This window comes from Lactobacillus amylovorus DSM 20531 (genome assembly GCF_002706375.1).
GTDB classification, from domain to species: domain Bacteria; phylum Bacillota; class Bacilli; order Lactobacillales; family Lactobacillaceae; genus Lactobacillus; species Lactobacillus amylovorus.
In genome coordinates this window covers 1,325,631-1,344,370 of the sequence record NZ_CP017706.1, presented here as the reverse complement: position 1 = coordinate 1,344,370, position 18,740 = coordinate 1,325,631, and the positions used below count along the sequence as shown (strand labels likewise).

Annotated in this window: 19 protein-coding genes and 3 pseudogenes; 1 reads left to right on the top strand and 21 read right to left on the bottom strand. The window is 34.9% G+C overall.

Annotated features, from left to right (window positions below; all coding sequences use genetic code 11):
* Positions 1-240: 240 nt before the first annotated feature.
* From LA20531_RS06950 to LA20531_RS06915, 7 genes and pseudogenes are all read right to left on the bottom strand, one after another.
* The gene (locus tag LA20531_RS06950; RefSeq protein WP_005721007.1) at positions 241-456 is read right to left on the bottom strand and encodes a hypothetical protein; all 216 of its coding nucleotides are present in this window, start codon (positions 454-456) and stop codon (positions 241-243) included.
* Between the two features lie 69 nt (positions 457-525).
* Positions 526-720 (bottom strand): bacteriocin, encoded by a 195-nt coding sequence (locus LA20531_RS06945; protein WP_005721006.1) that lies wholly within the window; start codon positions 718-720, stop codon positions 526-528.
* A gap of 17 nt (positions 721-737) precedes the next feature.
* Positions 738-989 (bottom strand): Blp family class II bacteriocin, encoded by a 252-nt coding sequence (locus tag LA20531_RS06940; protein ID WP_005726423.1) that lies wholly within the window; start codon positions 987-989, stop codon positions 738-740.
* A 794-nt stretch (positions 990-1,783) separates the two neighbouring features.
* On the bottom strand, positions 1,784-1,984 hold the full coding sequence (locus LA20531_RS06930; RefSeq protein ID WP_056940557.1) for a hypothetical protein: 201 nt from the start codon (positions 1,982-1,984) through the stop codon (positions 1,784-1,786).
* Positions 1,985-3,292 (bottom strand): DUF6568 family protein, encoded by a 1,308-nt coding sequence (locus LA20531_RS06925; protein WP_056940558.1) that lies wholly within the window; start codon positions 3,290-3,292, stop codon positions 1,985-1,987.
* A 160-nt stretch (positions 3,293-3,452) separates the two neighbouring features.
* Positions 3,453-4,049 (bottom strand): hypothetical protein, encoded by a 597-nt coding sequence (locus tag LA20531_RS06920; protein ID WP_056940559.1) that lies wholly within the window; start codon positions 4,047-4,049, stop codon positions 3,453-3,455.
* Positions 4,050-4,059: 10 nt separating this feature from the next.
* Positions 4,060-4,626, bottom strand: a pseudogene (locus LA20531_RS06915) (ATP-binding cassette domain-containing protein); the annotation flags it as partial.
* Between the two features lie 105 nt (positions 4,627-4,731).
* Here LA20531_RS06915 and LA20531_RS06910 point away from each other — a divergent pair.
* Positions 4,732-5,781, top strand: a complete 1,050-nt coding sequence (locus LA20531_RS06910) for an IS30 family transposase (protein ID WP_099202218.1) — start codon at positions 4,732-4,734, stop codon at positions 5,779-5,781.
* A gap of 26 nt (positions 5,782-5,807) precedes the next feature.
* Here the strand turns inward: LA20531_RS06910 and LA20531_RS06905 are convergent.
* The 14 genes and pseudogenes from LA20531_RS06905 to LA20531_RS06835 form a co-directional block, all read right to left on the bottom strand.
* Positions 5,808-7,418, bottom strand: a pseudogene (locus tag LA20531_RS06905) (peptide cleavage/export ABC transporter); the annotation flags it as partial.
* 438 nt (positions 7,419-7,856) lie between these two features.
* Positions 7,857-8,030 (bottom strand): Blp family class II bacteriocin, encoded by a 174-nt coding sequence (locus tag LA20531_RS06895; protein ID WP_082589067.1) that lies wholly within the window; start codon positions 8,028-8,030, stop codon positions 7,857-7,859.
* 114 nt (positions 8,031-8,144) lie between these two features.
* Positions 8,145-8,234 (bottom strand): bacteriocin class II family protein, encoded by a 90-nt coding sequence (locus LA20531_RS06890; RefSeq protein WP_082589068.1) that lies wholly within the window; start codon positions 8,232-8,234, stop codon positions 8,145-8,147.
* A gap of 332 nt (positions 8,235-8,566) precedes the next feature.
* Positions 8,567-9,596, bottom strand: a pseudogene (locus LA20531_RS06885) (IS256 family transposase).
* Positions 9,597-9,740: 144 nt separating this feature from the next.
* The gene (locus tag LA20531_RS06880) at positions 9,741-10,541 is read right to left on the bottom strand and encodes a LytR/AlgR family response regulator transcription factor (protein WP_056940200.1); all 801 of its coding nucleotides are present in this window, start codon (positions 10,539-10,541) and stop codon (positions 9,741-9,743) included.
* A complete protein-coding gene (locus LA20531_RS06875) occupies positions 10,534-11,862 on the bottom strand; it encodes a GHKL domain-containing protein (protein ID WP_056940199.1) in 1,329 nt (442 codons plus the stop codon). The genes LA20531_RS06880 and LA20531_RS06875 overlap by 8 nt, the downstream gene beginning before the upstream one ends.
* Positions 11,850-11,981 (bottom strand): bacteriocin-like peptide, LSEI_2386 family, encoded by a 132-nt coding sequence (locus tag LA20531_RS11845; RefSeq protein WP_005720990.1) that lies wholly within the window; start codon positions 11,979-11,981, stop codon positions 11,850-11,852. The genes LA20531_RS06875 and LA20531_RS11845 overlap by 13 nt, the downstream gene beginning before the upstream one ends.
* 117 nt (positions 11,982-12,098) lie before the next feature.
* Positions 12,099-13,496 carry an ATP-binding protein gene (locus LA20531_RS06865; protein ID WP_056940198.1) on the bottom strand — a complete coding sequence of 466 codons (1,398 nt, stop codon included), beginning with the start codon at positions 13,494-13,496 and terminating at the stop codon, positions 12,099-12,101.
* A 191-nt stretch (positions 13,497-13,687) separates the two neighbouring features.
* Positions 13,688-15,994, bottom strand: a complete 2,307-nt coding sequence (locus tag LA20531_RS06860) for a glycoside hydrolase family 31 protein (RefSeq protein ID WP_056940197.1) — start codon at positions 15,992-15,994, stop codon at positions 13,688-13,690.
* Positions 15,995-16,109: 115 nt separating this feature from the next.
* Positions 16,110-16,301 carry a hypothetical protein gene (locus tag LA20531_RS06855; RefSeq protein ID WP_014566198.1) on the bottom strand — a complete coding sequence of 64 codons (192 nt, stop codon included), beginning with the start codon at positions 16,299-16,301 and terminating at the stop codon, positions 16,110-16,112.
* Between the two features lie 92 nt (positions 16,302-16,393).
* Positions 16,394-16,618 (bottom strand): hypothetical protein, encoded by a 225-nt coding sequence (locus LA20531_RS06850; protein ID WP_022087570.1) that lies wholly within the window; start codon positions 16,616-16,618, stop codon positions 16,394-16,396.
* A 75-nt stretch (positions 16,619-16,693) separates the two neighbouring features.
* Positions 16,694-16,975, bottom strand: coding sequence for a hypothetical protein (locus LA20531_RS06845; protein ID WP_056940196.1), 282 nt, complete (start codon positions 16,973-16,975; stop codon positions 16,694-16,696).
* 41 nt (positions 16,976-17,016) lie between these two features.
* The gene (locus LA20531_RS06840; RefSeq protein ID WP_056940195.1) at positions 17,017-18,246 is read right to left on the bottom strand and encodes a lactate oxidase; all 1,230 of its coding nucleotides are present in this window, start codon (positions 18,244-18,246) and stop codon (positions 17,017-17,019) included.
* 281 nt (positions 18,247-18,527) lie between these two features.
* Positions 18,528-18,737, bottom strand: coding sequence for a hypothetical protein (locus LA20531_RS06835; RefSeq protein WP_056940194.1), 210 nt, complete (start codon positions 18,735-18,737; stop codon positions 18,528-18,530).
* Between the last annotated feature and the right edge of the window lie 3 nt (positions 18,738-18,740).

Genomic DNA, 18,740 nt, shown 5'->3' with positions numbered 1-18,740 from the left:
CAAACACTAAGATTGCCATCATTATCAGCATTCCAATAATTGAACCTATCTGTCTTTTCTTTTCTGGAAGCATATCTATCCCTCTCTTCCATAAAACTATCTATCTCTTTCTCGTCTTTTATAATTATTGTATTACGATAATTTATAATTGCAATACAGAAATAAAATATTTTTTTGGGATAATAAAAAAATACCAAATTAGTCGTTAAACTAACTTGGTATTATGTTTTATCTTCCAAGCTACTGCTTTTTACTTTTCTTCTTATAGTAAGAGTTCATGAAAATATTCATAAAGATAACAAAGGCTACACTTTCAACTATATTCCAAAATACTGTTCCAAAGCTTAATGTTTTGTACTGAAAATAGTCCCATACCAATCCTATTAACAGGGCCAAAATACCAGCGATGATACTTCTGTTTCTAACTTGGCGCTCGGTTAAAATTTTATTTTTCATAATTTTTACCCCATTATTATCATATCGAAAAATAGGAAATCTATTAACCGAATTTTCTATTTTTTAATATTATCTATGTTTATGTTTTTTATGTCTATTTTGTTTGGCGAAATCTTTAACAGCGCCTTCTACACATCCTTTTATCATACCACTTCCGCTAGGGAGCGCATCAATGAAACCCGATAAACATGATCCACCTACACCAAGCCAGTTAGTGCCACCACTTACTTTTTCTAATTCTTTATAATTCATTTCTTTCATCATAAAAGTTACCTCATTTTTTACAAATGTGATACACAAGAAACTGATCCGCTAATAATACCCACATTAGCACCAAATATAGCTCCACCTACTGTACCAATTGGAGTACCAAATGCAGTGCCTGCAATGCCATATTTTAGTCCATCCTTCAACGCTCCCATTCCAATAGCTTTAGCACAATTTGTGATTTTTCTACGGCGTCTTGCTTTACCACCGTTACCACCGAAAACAGCTGACAGTTCTTCATAAGTTAAAGTTTCAAATTTGTTCATGTTTTTCGCCTTTATAAAACTTCTAATTACAATTTTCATAAGTGAATTAAGTTTTACCTCTCTTCAACTTACACACTATTAATACAAAACAATTTACCTTCATTGGCGTATAATACCGATTTAGCACGAAACAAGATCTATTTGGAAAATATTTACCAAATCGGCCAAGTTTTCGTATATTAGTAATTTACAAAGGGTTCTTATTAATTGTTACGCTAACTTGATATTCTGTTTTATAAATCCGAAAACTAGTAAAAACATCTAGTAGATTATATAAACTATACTGCCAATAGACGGACCAGAAAGAACTATACACTTTTTCAATTTTTGTGATACATATGTAAGAAATGCCCATTCTATCGTCAACAGTCTGCTTAATCGCTACTAATAGACACAATGCACTTATTATGAGAATGGCTAACAAAAACAATCTTCTCATAGCCAAGGCTAGAAGAAGATTGCCATCACATTAATGCATAAACTGATACGCACGCTCTTTGCTTTAATAAAATATGACCAATTATACGACTATAACATAGTCACTCAAAACCAAAGACTTGAGTTAGAATTAAATAATCATCTTTAGTGTAGTAATTACGAAAAAATCACAAGTTTCATAGATTTCTTTGTGTTACCTTCTAAGTATTACGATATTTTCTATTGGAGCTATTTCTAGCCTATTCGTACCAGCATTTTTAATAATTATAGTGTAACTTAACCAAGGAAATTATTGATAATACTTGATTTCAGGTAGAAATAAAAAGATCAGAATTTTTTCAATACTTATCTACTAGTTAATACCTACCTCTATGAAAAGAACTTTGGAAAAACTTAGGATCTTCCAAATAAACGTCTCGTTTATTATTACCACCTTTCTTACTGTATAAGGGTAGCATGTGTTCAGTATCAGTTAGGCCAATATCATCTACAGAACCTGACCCACCTAATATTCTGCTTAACAATAATTCATCTTCCGAAATAATGATTCGTTTCATCTACTTTTCCTCCTTAGTTTTCTTTCCTAATGAAATGCCCAAAACTAAACTGACCAAGATACTAATCATTCCCATTAATTGAACCCAGATATTATCTTTCTCACCAGTAGATGGTAAAGACCGAGTAGAACCATTTTTAATAGTGTCATTTCCCAATTGCTTTAATTTAGTAATTCTAATTTGATTGTTCTTAACGGCATTATAAGGCTTGCTTTGCACTTTCGGCGCATCAAATTGTTTATTTTCTTTCACACCTCTGTGTTTTTCACTAACTGCTGCTAGAATAATATTCTTTTTATGCGATTTAGCTTGTTCTTTAACTTTATTATCTACAGCTTTATGTTTTACTGGCTTCTTCATAGTTTTCTTTTTAGTTTCAGCTCTAGGAGCCACATATTCTTGATTACCTGTCGTAACTTTAGTCAAATCTGTAGTAGAGCTAGCAACATTTACGGCATTCTCAAACACGCTATTCTCAGCAAAGTCAGTAATAGCAACATCATTGCTAGACTGTGTTTGACTATCTTCTGCTACAGTCACTTCAGGTATTTCATTACTTTCAGATTCAGTAGTATTATCATCCTTCGGTTGGTCCTTAATTACTGCCTGTTCCGCTAATTTATTAGCTGCATCAGAATACAAAAAGTTATATAACTCCTGTCCCGTCTTTTCTCCACCGACCCATGCACTAATAATTTTTCCATTAATAAATCGCATTGTAGTTGGAGTACCTGGAATACCGATTTCTTTGAAGGCATAATCATGTGCTCCTTCTTCAGCATCAATATTGAAATAAAGTAGCTTGCCTTTAACGATTTCATTGAAATCTTTTAAATCAGGTGAAAATTGTCGACAATAGTAACATGTCGGACGACCAATGTACATAAGATGTTCTTGATTATTTTGCTCTGCTAGAAGATCTTTCACCTCTTGCATTTTCACTCTATGAAAATCTTTTACATTATTTTCATAATCTTCAACAGATACTTCATCTTCATCATCATCTTCACTATCTTCTTCATTTGCGTCATTAGGATCCTGATTATTTGTATTCTGAGATTGATCATTTTGATCTTCAGGAATTGCTTGTTCTTCTTCCTGCTTACCTTGAGATTGGTCAACTTCGTTATTACTACTAGTTTTTTGCTCGGATTCAGAAACATTTTTATCATCATTTTCTGTTTTAGATACTACTTCACTACTAATCTCATGAGAAGTATTACCTCCATCCGCATGCACAATAGTACTATTCATTATTAATAAAATCGCTGGACTTAACATTAGCATTAATACATTTTTCTTATTCATAGATATTCCCCCATATCTTTTATAACTAAGAAAAATATATCAATTGTACGCTATATTTTGGATTATTAGACTTATTCAGTACACTTTTTAACCAAATCAGTTTTCTTTAATCATGGCAATCGGAATTAATCCCAATTAAAAAAGAGCTTTTCAGCTCTTTTTAATTTTGGTTAAGAATTTTGTCCTTAAAATATTCAAAATATGTACTCTTACCTGTAATAATTGTTGCATTGCCTTCCATTCCATACTTCACATCTTTATCTAATTTAGCTTTACAAATCACTTCGTAAACATTGTTTCCGTGTAAGTTAACAGGGTATATTCCTACTTCTTTCACTTCCCCAACTAGTCTATCTGTTGTTCCATTGGCGTTAGATAATTGAAAATGTAAGGGTTGTCCTTTTTTAATTACACCAATTTTATTACCAGGGAAATATGTAACGATATTAACTGATTTTTTTGCTTTAATTATTGGTAATAAATGCACTATATTTTCTTTTTTATCATCTAGATGAACCATCCATTTACTTCTATTTCTTTTAATAATTTGTCCTTCATGATAATTTTTATTGGCGATATCAAGTGTACTTTGGGGTTCTACAATTCCAGTAGATGTAACTGTACTCTGTCTGATTGCAAAGAAAGAGCCAATTATCAAGATAAATACTAAAAGTGCCATAGGAATGATAATCATAGTTGAAAAATTTTTAAATTTATAAGAATAGAATTCAGTACTCTCATAGTCTTTGCTATTCATAAATTACCTCCTAATTTTCAACTAAGTTATAATAGAATCCATGTTTTTGCATTAATTCATCATAGCTTCCTTGCTCAACAATTTGACCATGGTCTATAACCACAATATTATTAGTCCTTTGTGCAATTGCTAAACGATGGGCGATAAAAATAATAGCTTTATCCTTCAATTTCATTAAATTATCTACTACTTTTTTCTCCGTAATCGTATCAAGTCCACTTGTGGCTTCATCAAAAATCAAAACCTTAGCTGGTGACAATAATGCACGTGCAATAGTTAGTCTTTGCTTTTGCCCACCGGATAAAATCTTGGCATTTTCATCCATCTTAGTTTCAAACTGCAGTGGTAATTGCTCGATTTCAGACCCAATCTCTGCTATCTGGCAGGCTTTCAATACATCTTCTTCTGTAATATCTGGTCGACTACCTAAGAGTAAATTTTCTTTAATTGTTCCTGAGAAAATGTAAGGTGTTTGAGGAACATAATTCACATATGATCGTAAGACATGCTTATCTATTTTGGTAGAATCGAATCCGTTAAAAGTTAGTTTACCCTCACTAGGAGAAAAGAAATCAACCGCTGATTGTAAAATCAAATTGAACACTTTAGAAAAATAAAAAGTCCATTTGGACCTGTTTGATAGAATGTTAATAATCACAAAAACATCTATTGGAGGTCACAAATGGACTCTTTACATTCTATTATGCCTAAGCACCAAAAGGGAAAGCATTTATCATTTGAGCAACGGGTTGTTATTCAAACCCGTATTAAAGACGGTTTCTCTCTTAGGGCTATTGCTCGTGAGCTTGATTGCTCTCCTTCTACTATCAGTTATGAGGTTAAACGTGGTACTGTTTTGCTTTATCATGGTAAGCAAAAACGCTATAAGGCACAACAAGGTGATAAAGCTTACCAAATACATCGTAAGAATTGCGGTCGTAAATCAGATTTCTTAAAGAAATCTGACTTTATCAAATACGTTAATAAGCATTTCTGCGAAGATGGCTGGTCTCTTGATGTATGTGCCAATCGCTGCTTAGCTTTAGGAGAATTTTCTCGTGATCAGGTAGTTTGCACTAGAACCTTGTACAACTATGTAGATCAATGCTTAATGGGTATGAGAAATTCTGATTTGCCAGAAAAGTTAAAGCGCAATACTAAAATACATCGCATTCGTAAAAATAAGAAAAAGCTTGGCCGAAGTATTGAAGAACGTCCCAAGGAGATCAATGATCGTAAGGAATTTGGCCACTGGGAATGCGATTTAGTCTTAGGACATAAAACTAAGGATGATCAAGTACTGCTAACTTTGTCTGAACGAATGAGCCGTGAATTTTTAATCTTGCGTATTCCTGATAAGACAGCCGCCAGTGTGATGACTGCTTTTCAGGCTCTGCGCAAACAGTATAGTGAACACTGGAATGACATCTTTAAGACAATTACAACTGATAATGGATCAGAGTTTGCGGATTTATCCAATCTGGAGACAGTTTCAAAAACCCTGGTTTACTATGCTCATCCATATACTTCTTGTGATAAAGGCACTGTTGAAAGACACAATGGCCTTATTCGCAGATTTATTCCCAAAGGTGATTACATCAATAACTATTCTCTTCAAGATATCATTAATATTGAAACCTGGTGCAATTCGCTACCAAGAAAGATCTTGGCATATCATACTCCAGATGAAATCTTTGAGAAAGAATTAGATCATATCTATCAAGCAGTATAAATGTTCAATTTATTATTGCAATTTACGGAAAAGAAATCAACTAAAAGTTTTACCATAGTAGACTTACCTGAGCCACTCATTCCTACGATTGTCAACTTGTCATTCTGCTTAATATTTAAATTAACGTCCTTTAAAACATCAATACCATAACCATAATGATAATCGACATTATGATATTCAATGTCTCCTGCTAATTGCTTTGCATCCCTAATCTGAGCATCTTTCTGAAACTCGCTCTTAACCATGTATACTTCATTCAATCGATTTTGCGCTACATTAGCTGATTGTAGAGTTGGCTGCAGATTAATAATACTTTGAAGTGGATCTACAAAATATGATAGTAATGCGTTGAAGGTCATTAATTGACCAATGCTCATCTGCCCGTTCATTACAACCTTAGCCCCTACCCAGAGGATAATTACATTGAGAGATAACTGAATGAAGGTCTTTAAAGCTGACTGCAAAGATTCAGTTTTACTGTAACGAAAAGATTTCTTGAGGTAATCGACGAATTGACTATCAATCTTGCGATAACGTGTTTGTTCACTATTTAAAGCTTTGATTGTTTCGATTCCTTGAATATCTTCAATTACCGAAGAACTTAAGACAGCATTACTTTCCATCTGATCATTATTCATCTTTTCAAATTTCTTAGAAAAGCTAAGAATCACTACAGCGTAGACTGGCAGTGCCAACAAAGTAATCATGAATAAAGTAGAGTTTTGAATTGCCAAAACAATTCCCATTACGATTACAATTGAAAGGTCAAGGAATAATGAAATAACTGTACTAGCTAGGGCGTCAATAATTCGACTAGCATCAGAGAATCTAGAAGTGATTTCACCTGTTCTACGAGTCACAAAAAATTCCATTGGTAACTCAAAAATATGGCGAATATATTGTAAATTAAGATCAATACTTAATCGTTGTCCTAAGATATTTAACAAAAAATTTTGACCATAAGAAAAGATGGAATTAAAGACATACGCTATCAATAAACCGATAGCTAAGATTGATAGGGTTTGATATGTACCACTAGGAATATAAGTATCAATTAAGCCTTGTAAGAAATATGAACTACAAATACTAATAATTGTCATCAAAAGTGCAGCCAAAATAATATTAGTAACTAATTTCTTTTGCTTGAACATATATGGAAACAGCGACAAAAGATTTCGTTTTTTCTCCTTAACTGGCTCAAAATCGTCGTTAGGAACCATAAAAAGGGCAATACCCGTCCATTCTTGAGAGAATTTTTCTCTAGACATTTTTGTTAAACCAACGCTAGGATCTGGATCAGCAATTACTAGATAGTTTTTAGTTGCTTTAAGTACAACATAATAGTGGAGTAATTCGCCTTGTTTTAAGACATGAACGATAAAAGGATATTGGATATCTGTATCTGAATCAAACAAGGACATATCAGCTTTGACTGCTTCAGTTTTCAGATTAAATGCTTGCGCTGTTTTGACTAAGCCCAGGGCGGTAGTTCCTTCTAAATTAGTACGTGCTGAATGGCGCAAATGTGCTAATGATACTCTAGAATGATATTTTTTAAGAATCATAGCCAAACAGGCAACACCACAATCTGATTCATCTACTTGTGGTACATAAATTGATTTATATTGTAGTAGCATATTTTTTCACTCCTTGTATTAAGTTGAATTCATTATTTCATAACTAGAGAATTGGATGTAAAAAAAATACTGAGTCAGCTTTTATTATTACCGATTCAGTATTTAAATTTAGCGATACATGACCAAGTAGTATTCTTGTTAATCCATGGCAGATTATTATCTTAAACAATGATAAAAGAAATTGAATTGATTAAGTTCAATATCTATTTCTTTATGATTTGTATTATTTTAATTACAACACTTATAATCAATCCAACAAAGCCAATTAAAAATAATGTTATCCTACACCAGTTCCAGGTTCCTTGACCTATACCTGATAGTACTAAAATCCCCATCATTATTAACATTCCAATTATGTTTAGAATTTGTTTTCTTTTATCTGATAACATTTTACTTTCTCAATATAAAAAATTGTTTTTAAAGCGATCATTCATCAAATTAAAAACAAGATGTAGCAGCCCCCATTATTGCACCAAGAGCTGCTGATTCAGGTCCAGCAGTAGCTCCAATTAAGCCACCACCTAACGTTCCTGCTACACATTTTGACCAATTACGGCCTTTCTTTCCACCAACTATTTTTACTAACTCTTTCTCATTTATTCTTTTTACCATTTTTATCACCCTCTTAATTACAAAATGGTGTAGCAAAAGCTGTGGCCCAACCGCCTGCTACTCCAAACGGATTTCCCCCAGTAAAAATTCCACCAGCTACGGCCATACCAGTAGCTACATAAGGGCAAAGACTCTTTTTTTCTTGGGCTTACCACCAACTACACTAATCAATTCAGTTTCATTCAAAGTTTTAAATTTTTCCATTTTAGTTACCTCCTAATAACTACTTGAGATTTTTATCTCATTTCAACTTACACATATAGGATAGCAATGTCACAATCATTAGAAATAAATTGAACTAATCTGGCCATTTTAAAAACCAATTCTGTTTTTCTATACTGATTTAGTATCATCTCCATGCTTGCCTTTTATATTGAATTATCTAGCTATTTCAACAGCACTCATATCACCATTTAAGTATTGTTGAATTGCCTATTTCTTTCGTTCAATGAATACTGGACATAAGAAAAATCTAGAGACTGTCAAGAAGTTTGTGTAAATAATCTCTCTCGTTGATTGACTTTTTTATTTATCTTTTAATCAAAATAGGATTCTAGGGTGTCTCGAACTTGCCCAAATCCTTTATGAATCCTGTTAAAGTAACGGTCATTGTAATCCATTGCCTGAACTCCAATAAAGGTGGCAAGCGACTGCTCAGTTGGAAATTCTGTTTTAGGCTTGGTTTTCCGCTTAAGCCTGTTGTTAAAGGATTCAATCATGTTAGTTGAGTAAATTGAAGCTCTAATAGCTGGCGGATAGTTGTAAAAGGTTAACAGATCAGGCTCAACCGGCACTGATATTACGCATGACGTGTACCCAGCAGCGTTGAAAATGCGCTTTAGGATAGGACTGGCAGATAGCCTCTTTCATGCCAACTACTCCGTCAGACAAGAAGAGCTCTACCTGTTCAAGGCCGCGACTCTTGAAGCCTTTGAGCATTTCGCTCCAAATCTCAATATTTTCAGTAGGCGCAATACAGTAGTCGATCACTTCTTTATGACCATTAGGTTTGATACCGATGGCGATATAAACTGCTTCGCGCTCATAAGTGACCCGCTTAAGAGGAATATAGGTGGCATCGAGATAAACGCAGAAGAACTTATCTGACAGATGTCGCTGATAATATGCCTCAACTTTGGGAATCATTTCTTTAGAAATATTGGAAACCATAGCTGGAGAATAATAGCCGCCATACATTTTCTCAATCAAATCAGCGATTTCTCGGGTTGTGACGCCCTTGGAATAGAGCTTGATAACAGTTTGCTCTAAAACATCAGTATGCCTTTTATAATCTGGCATAGTGTGTTGATGAAACTCACCGTTTCTGTCTCTAGGAACTTTGATTTCTATTTGTCCGAATTGCGTATCAACCTTGCGGTAATAAGCCCCATTTCTAGAATTTCCGGTATTCCAGCCATCGCGCTCATAAGGATTGTAGCCTAAAAAGGCAGTCAATTCGGATTCAAGCAGGTCATTGACAGCCTGTTGGAGCTTTTGTCTAAATAAATCATTAATTTTATCCTGATTGAATAGAGCATTAGCCATATCTTTGGTAAAATCATTCATTAAGGAATCTCTTTTCTAGTATGTTTTTCGTTCAAATCAATCATACGGGAAAAGGATTCCTTTTTCTAATATTCAGGGAAATAAAATTAAGGAAATATTCATCCTTACACAAAATATTTTACGGTCTCAAAATCTAACTTTTTACTATTTAACTTCAATATCTTTAAATTTATTTACAAGTGTTTTAACCACATCTTTATATGCTCTAGAATAAGTTACCATCTTATCGTTATCGAATATAATAGTATGTTCTTTCATATCGATTGCATTAATATTTCTTGGATTTACTAAATAAGACTGAGAGACTTTTACTAAGAATGAATTCTTTTTATCAATTTGACTAATATTTCCCTTGTACTCTACCTCTCCATTTTCGGTAACCATATGTACCTTATGTTGCGTAGTACTGTGTTCGATAAAAAGTATATTGTCTTCAGCCACTTTACATATACGCCGACCAATTTTATAAGTAAAATCACGTTGACCCAACTTAATCCTGCTAGATAAATTATCGAAAGCATCACGCAAAGTTTCCTCAATACGTTGAATAATCTTATCAGATGACATGGACTTACTAATATAGTCAATTGCACCGATACGACGGCGATATGTTAATGGAGCGTACTTGTCGTACGCCGTTACAAAGATGATTTGAGCATTCTCGTCATTTTTCTTAATGAATTCAGCTAAATCTACGCCATTCTTAGCTTTAGACTCTCGACTTAATTCAATATCTAAGAAATAAATGCCGTTTTTAATATCATTTGCAACGACATATCCTACTGTTTGAGCAAAATCATTAGCAACAAACGTAACAGATTCATTTAATTCAGCGTAACCTTCATTATCATCTGTTAAATCTTGAATAGATGCATTAATATTCCTAGCCATCTGATCAGCTAAATCTTTGTCATCGTCACATACAATAATTGGGAACTTACTCATCCTCTTCACCATCTTCTGTATCAATTGTCATATAGAAGTCAAACCAACCATCTCGAACTGTATAAGAAATAGACATATCAGGATACTTACTATCAATTTCTTTAATATTAGTTAATCCGAGTCCTTTATGGTCCTTCTTAGTAGTAAAGCCACGTTGTTGAATTTCTTGAGTGGATATTTTTCTATTTTTTATCTTATTTCGAATTTCATATTCAAATTCACCAGGGCCATCAGAGTAGACCATTATTTGAACTTCAGCACTCCGAATATCATGCTTTTCGGCAATCAATGCTTTACTTTCCTCAATTGCATTATCGAAAGTAATGCCAATAATACGTACTAGATCGAGTTCATCTACATGGTCTGGTAAATTACGGATATTATTTCGACATTCAAAATTATATGGTATATCCAAATTATACAATTCTGTTAGCTTTGAAATAATAATGCTCTTAATTGATTTAACGTAAATGTGATTTACGTCTTTATATTTAAGTAAGGCTTTAGAATTTAATTTAGTTTCAGTGTATTTATCTAGTTTTTGAATTACTTCTTGAACATTACCTTCTTGCGCACTTACCTTTAAAGAATTAAGAATATTTTTGTAATCATGTCTGAAGGCACGGAGATCATCTTCACTTTTTTCAAGATAAGAAGCATATTCTTCAAGCTGATGCTGCTGTTGCTTTAATTTTTCTTGATCCTTTTTATTTAAAAGTTTTTCTTGTACCATCGTCATTTCATGATATATAAATATAGCAAAAATAGTTTGGATAAGAATATAGAGAGAAAAGAACAAAGTTAATGGTGTAAAAGATTTGCTTTGAATATATATGATAGAGATGCTCACCGTAGAAACATAGGTATAAGCTAATATGCCTACGAAAATTTTATTATTTTGGTTTGCTAGATAATTATATATTTTTCCATTACCTAGTTTTATTGCAACTATCATCATTAGTATTAGTAAGAAACGTAGTGATAATTGGCCTATCAAAGTAAATGACATAACCTGAGCGATCATATCAGACACAATATCAACTAATAAATCTAATGTGCATACTAATATTATTGAACCAAATAGTATTTCTAATGTATTATTTTTTCTCAAATATAATACAAAAAGCAAAATTTCAAGTATATTTGTGAAGATTACGCCAATATTACCTATAGACAATAACAACCCTAAAAAAATATTAGCAATACACAAAAATAGAATCTGTCTCTTTTTAGATCTTATTCTTGATATTTTAAAAAAACACCATACATCTGCTAAACTAGAAAAAACATTAAGAAAAAGAAATAAGACTATCTTTTCCATATATTATTCCAAAGTTTTTTACTCAAGAAATTAAAACCAACATGTGCCGTGCTTCCACCAACAACCTTAGTCAATTCTTCTTCCTTCAAAACAGTCTTTTTAACATTTTGCTTCTTCATGATATTTCATCCTTTCATGATTTTATACTCAACTTGTTTACGTCTTTAATATATCATGGTCTTTTGAGTAAATTAAAAAAGATACCAATTCAGTCATATTTTCGTACCGATTCGGTTTCATATCTCTTCAAACGTAAACAACTGACAATTAATTTTCTCAGCTAATTCTTGGCAGCTGTCCGTAAAGCCAGATTTGGAAAATAGATAATAATGCTTAATCGGATACTTAAAGATTTCACTATTTGTAATCAATTTTTCTAACACACTACGAGAGATCGGTTCATTCTTCCATTTACATTCGCCGAAATATCCATCACGTTCATCGTCAGAGAATCCTACAATATCTAACTCAACTTGTTGATGTGTTCTCTTATCGGTTCCCCACCAATTGCCCAAGTGGATAAACGGATTAGGAACAATTTTTTCATTCATATCCTGAGACCACATGAAGTCTTGACTGTATTTTTCAAACTCAGGTCCCATGAAATCAGATAGACTCTTTTGTACTTTTACCCAAGCAAGATCAGTTAAGCCACGCTCAATTAGATCGGCTTGCTTGCCAACAAAGGTATACCAGAATCGAAACATCCCGTCACAGATACGATAAACGATATTTTTGCTTCTACTTTTCTTTTGTTCAGTAACCGGTAACTTTTTCTCAACAATACCTAAATCTATCAAATTATTCAGGTACGTGGTTAGCGGACCAGTTTGCAAGTGGGCGGATTGCGCAATTTTACTATGCTTAGAAGCACCTGAAGCTATCGCATTGATAATCGAATTATAGTTAGTTGGATCGCGTAATTCCTGTTGTAACAAGTTATTAGGCTCATCAAATAAGCGACCTGATTTAGTCAAAAAGTTTTTCTTAATATTATCCGCAACTGACATGCTGTCTGACATATAACTCAAGTATTGGGGCACACCGCTACAAACCGTATTGATGATAAAAGCATCCTCTTTACTAAGTTTTGGCAACATTTCACATGCTTCAGATAGTTTGAATGGTTCAAGCTTTAAGGCTAAAGTGCGACGACCATATAGTGGGCTTTGGTAGCCTAGGACTTGTCGCTCCATAAATGACATCGATGAACCACATAAAATCAAAAATAGGTTAGTTTCTTTGAATTCATGATCAATGTAGGATTGCAACATTGAACTAATTGTAGGGTAAGCCTTAGCCAAATAAGGAAATTCGTCAATAACCAAAATTACCCGCTGTTCTTGGGCTAAACGTGTAATTTCTTTAAAGCATTCCTCAAAATTTGCAAATTTTTCTTTTCCACCCTGATCTGTATTTTTAAAAATACTAATTGCATCAGAAAAACGTTTTAGATTATCTTCCGCATTTTCTTCAAGTGCTACATAATAAATTGCCTTTTTATCTTTTAAAAACTCATTGATCAGTGAAGTCTTTCCAATTCTTCTTCGACCATAGATCACTGTAAATTGAAAATCATTTTCTTGATACGCCTGATTCAATTGTTCTAATTCTTGATGTCTACCTACAAACATAACGTGCTCCTTTTTACTATATCGTAATATACTACATTATATTATACTATAATACGATATAGTATAACGTAATGTGGTGTATTCTATTTTTGTAATAAAAATGGCCGTTACTTAGAGAAATAGCGAAGATCTTAAATTTAGTAAAAAGGCCGTGCATCCCTGCACGGTCTTTTCATCTTAATTTATCTCATCTATTTTCTAACGTATTCGCCGTTCTTGTACTTAAATACAACCTTCTTATTAGGCAATTGAACCGTAATTCTGCGATATACAGGACCAAAGCCGTGCTTTTCAAGCTTAACTTTCACACTACCGTCCTTATTTACCTTAACTTCGTACAAGTTGTATTCGCCCTTTTGGTACTTGAAGTCAGTTCCGTTATCTTGATAGTGAACGTACTTACCCTTTTTACCAAATAATCTAAAGGTCATGCTTTCGTCTGGTTCATCAGAGATGTGACTAACTTCCTTGCCCCATGGCAAGATAGTGTTATTCTTGATAAACAGCGGCAACTTACCAATTGGTGCATCAACCAAAATCGTGGTCTTTCCAGCATGTTCAACGCCGTTCCAGAAGTCAATCCATTTTCCTTTTGGCAAATATACGGCGCGCTTAGTTTGACCTTCTTGAACAACTGGGGCTGCCAAAATGTCCTCGCCTACCATATATTCATCATTCAAGTTATACACCTGTGGATCATTTTCATAATTAAGGACAAGTGGACGCATAATTGGCAAACCTGTCTTAGTTTCACGATAAAATTCATCGTACAAATATGGAATAAAGCGGTAGCGCAACTTCAAGTATTTACGGTAAATTGACAAAGTTGGTTCGCCAAATACCCATGGTTCTTGTGAGCGAGTGCCTAGAGCCGCATGGTTTCTGTACAATGGGCTAAACAATGCGCCTTCGATCCAACGAGTCAACAATTCAGGTGTCGTATCAGCACCGAAGCCACCAATATCTGTACCAGCAAAGCTGAAGCCACTCATCCCCAAGTTACATAATTGCGGAATCATCATTTGGATATGTGTCCATAAACTTTGGTTGTCACCAGTCCAAACTGTGGAAAACTTTTGCGTTCCTGCATATGCTGCACGCGTAATGACAAATGGGCGCTTACCTGAATATTTCTTCAAGCCTTCATAAGTTGCCTTAGCCATGTTATGACCATAGACATTGTGCATCTTCTTATGGGTTGAAGCCTGCTCTTCATTATGGAAAACAATATCTTGTGGCACTTCACCCTTGAATGATGCAGGTTCGTTCATGTCATCCCAAATACCTGCAACACCAAGATCAACTAAGTACTTGCAGTTCTTAGCCCACCACTTACGTACTTCTTTGCGGCCAAAGTCTGGGAAGACTGAATCGCCAGGCCAAACTTGATTTACATAAACCGTACCATCTGGTGCCTTAACGAAGTAGCCTTTTTCAAGCCCTTCCTTGTAAATCTTATAGTCATCATCTTTTTTAACGCCTGGGTCAATAATCGTGATGATTCGGAAGCCCAATTTACGCATCTTAGCGACGAATTTCTCTGGTGACTCATAGTTATCCGTTCTCCAGGTAAATACTCTGTAGCCGCGCATATAATCGATATCAAGGTGTAAAACGTCGCACGGCAAATCATACTTACGCAAGTTTTCCGCAATCTTCTCAACTTGTTTTTGGCTGACACTATAGCCCCAACGTGATTGTTGGTAGCCTAAAGTCCACTTTTGTGGCATTGGCACACGGCCCGTCAAATAAGTGTAGTTGGTAATAACTTCCTTGAGTGAATCACCACCGATGATGTAGTAGTCGATGTTGCCGTCAACTGCAGAGTAGTAGTAATAGTCGTTGCTTTCCTTACCTAAGTCGATGTGGTTGCGGTAAGTATTGTCAAAGAAAATTCCGTATGGGTGCTTATTTTTCAGACCAAGCAAGATCGGAATTGACTTGTACAAACGCGTAAAGCTTTCGACTTGTGGGTCTGGATTATCGGTGTTCCAGTTGTCATAAGCATAGTGACGCTTGTTAATAAAGCCCGTCTTGTCGCCCAAGCCGTAGAATTGTTCATCGTCTGCAAGTGACTTTACAATTTCGTAGTAATCCTTGTCGTGTGCACCAAGCAAATTCTTAACGTCATGGCCTTCGGATTCCGCTAATTTCAGATGTTCCTCGTCCATTTGACGATCGATTGGCGTACGCTTCTTACGATAATCGAGAATTAATGGATTGCCCTTTTCATCGTAGACATCGATCTTCTCGTCATCGTAGATCTTAACGGTAAGTTTAGCCGTTGATAATTCGACGTGTCCATCTTTTTCCTTAACTTTAAAGTCAGTCTTGATTGATTTATCGCCATCAATAGCATAAGAGTTGCTGGCGTTGCCGCGATCTTGAAAGACACGCACGATTTCTGGTGTGATCACCGTCAAAATCAACGGCTTGTTGCCATAATTTACAGTAAGTTTTTGCCCGTCTTGAGTAAAATTGATAAGTTTGTTAACCATAATTTACCTCTATTTAAATCAAAGCTATGTATTCGTTTTCAATTTTAACACAATAAGTTTATGAAACTGTCTTTCAAGCAACGAAAAAAGCTAGCAAATTTGCTAGCTGATAAGTCTAATTGAATATGTCTGACATTTTTGTCGGAATATTATTATTTTTGGCAAAATACTTTTTAAAGGTATCAAAGGTTGGCTCTTCATCATCGCGACGAGTGTACATATCATGCACTGCCAACAATCCTGTGATCATCAAGTTCACACCAAAAATAATTAACAAACCAACAAAGATATATAAAAGATAAAGCATGATTGCACCTCCGTCATATTAGTTGTTTCTTCTGTACTACTTAACTAATACACTAATATCTATTAGAGGATTTGTCAATCATTTTTTATTGCTTACTTTTTCCTGCCAATGTATAAAAGGCCATAGATCGCTGGGCCAATAATGATTGCACCGGCTACAGATAAAACCAAAACAAAGGCAAAACGGGGCATGATAAAAAAATCTTGACCGAAACCGCGGGCAGCCCACATTGCAAAGAATGTTATTACCCAGGCAATGACCATCGAGAGAATTAAGCGCCAAGCTGAAAATTGATTTTGTGAATTTTTGTTACTCATCTAATTTTCCTCAAAAAATAAAAAAGCTACTAAACTCATTTAAGTTTAATAGCTCTCTGAATTATTATCAATTAATTATCTTCTGCCGATGCTACTAAAAGCCAGGCCAAGAGCAGCGCCACCTAATGCGCCTGCTTGGTGTGAGACAGGACGAGCATCAGAAACAATTGCTTGGTGGAATTTCATCACGCCTTTAGACAATTTACTTTGCCAACTTAATGGATCAAGACCAACGCGAACCAAGTTGCAAACGTAATTTGCGGATTCGCCATTTTCAAGTTGGTGCTTAGCATTGGTCATCTTTTTCTTCGTTATACATTGTATGTATCTCTTTTCCTCAACTTTTGAATCAATTATAGTTCTTGTTGTGAGGAATTTAATAGTTTTTTGAAGAAAAATTAGTGCTTTGATGCGCCTGAAGTAGCGTCTGGTTCTTCGCTCTTAATTTGGTTATCAGCCGTTACAGGATATGGCTTAATGCGGCTAGGATCAGTGTTTGAAGGCATAGTGTCTAAACCGTAATGAATACGATCGATCTTAGCGCGCTTTACATCATCAATGGTCTTGCAGCCGGTCAGTTGCATATCGATCTTTAATTCGGTATTTAATTGATTAATGACGCTCTCAACACCCTTAGGGCCGCCTAATGCTAAGCCATAAAGATATGGACGACCGATACCAACAATATCAGCACCAAGTGCCAAAGCCTTAAAGACATGTGAACCGCGACGAACGCCTGAATCAAAGACAATTGGCACACGGTGGTTAACAGCTTTAGCAATCTCTGGCAAAACATCGATCGTTGCAGGAGCACCATCGACTTCACGACCACCATGGTTAGTAACGTAGATACCGTCGGCACCTGCGCCAATTGCCTTATAAGCATCTTCAGCACACATAACGCCTTTTACAAAGACAGGTAAGCCTGATTCCTTCTTAATGCGTGCAACGTCTTCTGGGCCAATCTTTTGGGCACTAGAAGCGTACATTTGCGCAACGCTTTGACCTTCACCTTTACCGCCAAGATAACGGGTGAAGAAGTCTAGTGGCACTGGATAAGTAAAGTGCGTTCTAAGGTTAGCTTCACGATAACCTGACACAAGGGCATCGACGGTCAAGAAAATGCCTTTGTAGCCTGCTTTCTTGATTGCATCAAAGATCATCTTATTGAAGTCCCAGTCCTTGCTTAAATATAATTGGAAAAATCTGGGAGCTTCTGGAGCGGCTGTCGCAATGTCTTCTACGCTCTTGTTAGCATAAGTACTTGATGAGAAAAGTGCACCAGCTGCGGCAGCACCTTTTTGCGTAGCTACTTCAGCATCCTTGTGAGCAATACCGTGACAAGCAATTGGAGAAATCATAATTGGTGTCTTCAATTTCATCCCCATAAATTCGGTATCAGTTTGTGGATCATCCATATCGGTCAAAGCACGTGGCACAATTTGATAATGGTTAAAGGCTGAAGTATTGGCACGCCAAGTCCATTCATTTTCAGCACCTGAAGCGATGTAGTAATATGCACCTTCAGGCATAACTTTCTTGGCCCGCTCTTCTAGTTCATCGACATTGATCATCGAGATCTTTTCATCCCGATCACTTTGAGGAAAACCTTTGTAATAATAAGTCATAGTTCTTCCTTCTTTCAGTTTATTTCTGCATCTTTTATTACTTTCATTATAGTTGAAAGCACATACAAAAGTTAGTGAAAAAAGACTAAAAGACGTTTTAATAACAAGGATAGTAAGCAATTATCATTTCACAAAGTTATATTTAGTTTTGTATATACTGTTATTTTTAACTTATTATTTTCTTAGCGTTTTCTGCATTTTTATCCGAAAAGCAAAAATAACTGTTCTACCTAATGGGTCAAACAGTTATCTTAATATCTTTATTTTTCTACAACTCAACTTTAACTGAACATTACGCAAAGTACAGATATTCCAACAAGGATCATCATAAAACCAATGGCAAAGCCATAATAGATAGCCAGTGGACTAAAAACATTATCTGTTCCTTCAATTTTTACGTTTTTGAAATATCTCTTAGCTGCAACAATGGTATAGCAACCACCGATAATCATTAATAATCCAATAATTAATGGAACAACAATCTTTAACATAAT

Coding starts and splice junctions, on each gene's coding strand:
- LA20531_RS06890 (WP_082589068.1), bottom strand. CDS start 8,234: ATGGAAAAATTTAAAACTTTGAATGAAACTGAATTGATTAGTGTAGTT.
- LA20531_RS06875 (WP_056940199.1), bottom strand. CDS start 11,862: ATGGAAAAGATAGTCTTATTTCTTTTTCTTAATGTTTTTTCTAGTTTA.
- LA20531_RS06925 (WP_056940558.1), bottom strand. CDS start 3,292: ATGAATAAGAAAAATGTATTAATGCTAATGTTAAGTCCAGCGATTTTA.
- LA20531_RS06930 (WP_056940557.1), bottom strand. CDS start 1,984: ATGAAACGAATCATTATTTCGGAAGATGAATTATTGTTAAGCAGAATA.
- LA20531_RS06835 (WP_056940194.1), bottom strand. CDS start 18,737: ATGTTAAAGATTGTTGTTCCATTAATTATTGGATTATTAATGATTATC.
- LA20531_RS06850 (WP_022087570.1), bottom strand. CDS start 16,618: ATGAGTAACAAAAATTCACAAAATCAATTTTCAGCTTGGCGCTTAATT.
- LA20531_RS06840 (WP_056940195.1), bottom strand. CDS start 18,246: ATGACTTATTATTACAAAGGTTTTCCTCAAAGTGATCGGGATGAAAAG.
- LA20531_RS06940 (WP_005726423.1), bottom strand. CDS start 989: ATGAACAAATTTGAAACTTTAACTTATGAAGAACTGTCAGCTGTTTTC.
- LA20531_RS06865 (WP_056940198.1), bottom strand. CDS start 13,496: ATGTTTGTAGGTAGACATCAAGAATTAGAACAATTGAATCAGGCGTAT.
- LA20531_RS06895 (WP_082589067.1), bottom strand. CDS start 8,030: ATGGTAAAAAGAATAAATGAGAAAGAGTTAGTAAAAATAGTTGGTGGA.
- LA20531_RS06920 (WP_056940559.1), bottom strand. CDS start 4,049: ATGAATAGCAAAGACTATGAGAGTACTGAATTCTATTCTTATAAATTT.
- LA20531_RS06910 (WP_099202218.1), top strand. CDS start 4,732: ATGGACTCTTTACATTCTATTATGCCTAAGCACCAAAAGGGAAAGCAT.
- LA20531_RS06945 (WP_005721006.1), bottom strand. CDS start 720: ATGATGAAAGAAATGAATTATAAAGAATTAGAAAAAGTAAGTGGTGGC.
- LA20531_RS06880 (WP_056940200.1), bottom strand. CDS start 10,541: ATGAGTAAGTTCCCAATTATTGTATGTGACGATGACAAAGATTTAGCT.
- LA20531_RS06855 (WP_014566198.1), bottom strand. CDS start 16,301: ATGCTTTATCTTTTATATATCTTTGTTGGTTTGTTAATTATTTTTGGT.
- LA20531_RS11845 (WP_005720990.1), bottom strand. CDS start 11,981: ATGAAGAAGCAAAATGTTAAAAAGACTGTTTTGAAGGAAGAAGAATTG.
- LA20531_RS06860 (WP_056940197.1), bottom strand. CDS start 15,994: ATGGTTAACAAACTTATCAATTTTACTCAAGACGGGCAAAAACTTACT.
- LA20531_RS06950 (WP_005721007.1), bottom strand. CDS start 456: ATGAAAAATAAAATTTTAACCGAGCGCCAAGTTAGAAACAGAAGTATC.